The sequence below is a fragment of the Frankia sp. CcMO1 genome, assembly GCF_977945845.1.
Window position 1 is genome coordinate 1 of record NZ_CDWTMG010000387.1, and the last position, 2,787, is coordinate 2,787.

Sequence of the window (2,787 nt, forward strand, 5' to 3'; positions counted from 1 at the left end):
GGCCCACCGGGGAGCGGTGTGCCGATGGGCGGCTCGCCGATGGGCCGCGGCGAGGTGCCGAGCGGCAGCGGCCGTGCGGTCCCGGCTGGCGGCCCGCCCGTCCGGTCCGCTCCGGTGGCGCGTGCCGCGCCGATGCCGCGGGACCTGGCTCTCGGCGCGGCCGAGTTGCGCGGCATCCTGCGCGTGGTGGAGGACTGCGAGCGGGCGTCGTCGCTGGCATCCTTCCGCGAGCTCGCCCTGGACGGCATGGCCCGGCATCTCGGTTACCGGCATTCCGCCTTCTTCCTGGGCTCCTCGCTCGAGACCGCCTTCCAGGACGCCCGGCCCACCGGTCGCGGGCTGGCGCTTCGACTCGCAGGCCCCTACCTGGAGCGTTACCGGGAGCTGGAGGCCCTCAGCAATCCGGACAGCCTGCGTTCGGTCCGCGAGCGAGGGCTCGCCACCCTTGACGATCTCGGCATCCCGGAACGCCCGGAGGTGCGGATGCGCCTGGAGCGGTTTCTGCGGGCACACGGCATCCACGCGAAGCTGCTCATCCGCCTGTTCGGTCCGTCGAACGTGGGCGCCGTGGTGTCCCTGTTGGATTCTCGGCCGGGGGCGTTCGGACCGCGGGACCGCGCCGTCGGGGCGGTTCTCGGTCGGCACCTCGGTAACCTTCTGCGGTTCTACATCCGGGCGGACCCGGGTCCGTCGGTCGCGGGCAAGCTGTCGGCGCGCGAGCGCGACGTCGTCCGTCTCGTCGCCGAAGGCCGTTCCAACCGCCAGGTCGCCGAGGCGTTGTGCATCAGCATCGACACGGTAAAGCACCATCTCACCCATGCGCTCGTGGCGACGGGGTGCACGAACCGGACCCAGCTGGCGATCGCGTGGCAGCGGGAGACGAGCGCGTTCGCGGCCCCCGGCAACCCGCGGCCCTGAAACTGTGACGTCATGAGGTCATGAGGCTGCTGCCGTGGATGTTCGATCCGCGGGATCCGCGGGATCCGCGGCGGTGCCGATGATCTACGACCTCGATCCGAGCCGCGAACCCCGGTGCGCGACCGCGCGGGGCGCGGTCGCCGGCACCTGATCCTCCGATGGCGGCAATCATGATCGACCTCTCCGTCGGGGCCGCCGGCATTTCGGCGCGAAGGGATGAGGCGAGAGGCCGGTCCCGATGATCGAACAGTGGCGGGAACGGACACGCTGCGTGTCCGTTCCCGGTGCCGACGGTCGCGTGTCGATGATCCCACTCGAGTAACAAAGCCGGTCCGTGGTAATCGATCTGGCCTCGCCTGACCGGTCCCGACGGTCATGTCCTGCGCGCTCCGCGACGACTGTCGCTTATTGTAGCTGAAATGTTGCCATTGGCATCCCTATTGAGGTCGTTGCCGGAAAGTTGATCGGATAAGCTTGCGATCGATGGCGCGCTGTGACTAGGTTGGCCGATGTCCCTTCTGGTCCGCATGGGGTCTGAAGGAGTCAGTCCCCGCCCGTCAGCGCCTGACCCGGCCGGCGGCGACCACGATCGATTTTCAGGACGGTGCCCGCCCGTAGTTCCATACCTCCCGGGGCGTCGTCCTCGCATCCGATTTCTCCAGGCCCTGCGCATGCGGACGTGTGTTGCCGGGAAGTAGCCACATCTGTTCATCGCCGCATTGGGTGATCGATACCGAAGAGAAATCGCTGCGACCGGCGACCGGGATAGCGACCTGCGTGATACTCATTCGTAACCTCCATCGATGGCCGCGGCGATTGATGACGTCGCCCGGTGCACACCCCTGCAGGCTCTGTGTAATCCCGATCCGCGACATCCTCATCGATGTCCGGCGGTGGGCGAGCGGGCGACCGGATGCCGTCCGGACCTGGTCACGGCGACCGCGCCAGTGGTCCGACGGGCCCACGATCAACGCTGTGGTCCGGCACCACGCAATGATCCCAACCGGGCCGGCTAGTATTCCGCGCACGTTGGCAATCCCGTGTCGGCTAACCGGATGCGGCCGCCGTGGGACCGGGGGACACCAGTTCCGCGACAGCCTGTTGGGGGTTGGTTCGCTTTTCGCATACTCAGGGCGGATGCGGCTTCCCGGATGTCTGCCGTCCCGGCGGCACTGACCAGGAGGTCTGGATGATGCGGGCGGTCCTGTCGTCCGGAACAAGTCGATCATGCTGGTTCGGTGGGTGAGTTCTATGGCCTCGATGTGCCGCCGCGGCGATCGGGCGGCAGCGGACGCGCCGTCGGCCCCGGGTCTGCCGGCTGTCCGCCTGCCCTTGAGATACCCGCTCACGCGGACCAGCGATTACCCGCCTATCCGGACCAGCGATTGCCCGCCCATGCGGACCAGCACAGCCCCCGCAGCCTCTGCCCCCTCAGCGCCCTGCCCCAGGCGGGGACCGGTCGGGAGGACCAGCCGATGACCACTGCACCCAGCGCGTCACCCGTGGCCTCGCCGGCCAATCCCGCCGACCGCGATCCGCTCGACGCCCGCGAGCTGGTCGTGGTGATCACGCCGTTCGCTGAACCGTCCGCGCCCCTGGTCGCCGCGGTGCAGCGGGCCGGAGGGCTCGGGGTGCTGGACCTCGGGTTGCTGGCCGGACCGGCACGTGACGCGCTGCGGGACGCCGAGCGGTGGGCGCCGGGCCGGTTCGGGGTGCGGGTCGCTCCCGGCTGCCCCCTCGATCCCGACGAGCTGCCCGCGAGCGTCGGGACCGTCGGCCTAGGGCCTGTTTGGTAAGTACGTCCCGGGGTTGGCCGTGGATCTGATGGTGATTTTCGGATTGCATGATCCGTTGTGTGGGGCGGGGTGA

The 2,787-nt window shown here is 69.3% G+C and carries 2 protein-coding genes; both read left to right on the forward strand.

Annotation, left to right across the window (positions count from 1 at the left end):
- The first annotated feature begins 132 nt into the window (after nt 1–132).
- Entirely contained in the window at nt 133–918 is a 786-nt protein-coding gene (locus AC08OU_RS24215) for a helix-turn-helix transcriptional regulator (protein WP_476605903.1), read from the forward strand.
- A 1,475-nt stretch (nt 919–2,393) separates the two neighbouring features.
- On the forward strand, nt 2,394–2,714 hold the full coding sequence (locus AC08OU_RS24220) for a hypothetical protein (RefSeq protein WP_476600404.1): 321 nt from the start codon (nt 2,394–2,396) through the stop codon (nt 2,712–2,714).
- Nucleotides 2,715–2,787: the final 73 nt, after the last annotated feature.

Coding starts and splice junctions, on each gene's coding strand:
- AC08OU_RS24220 (WP_476600404.1), top strand. CDS start 2,394: ATGACCACTGCACCCAGCGCGTCACCCGTGGCCTCGCCGGCCAATCCC.
- AC08OU_RS24215 (WP_476605903.1), top strand. CDS start 133: ATGCCGCGGGACCTGGCTCTCGGCGCGGCCGAGTTGCGCGGCATCCTG.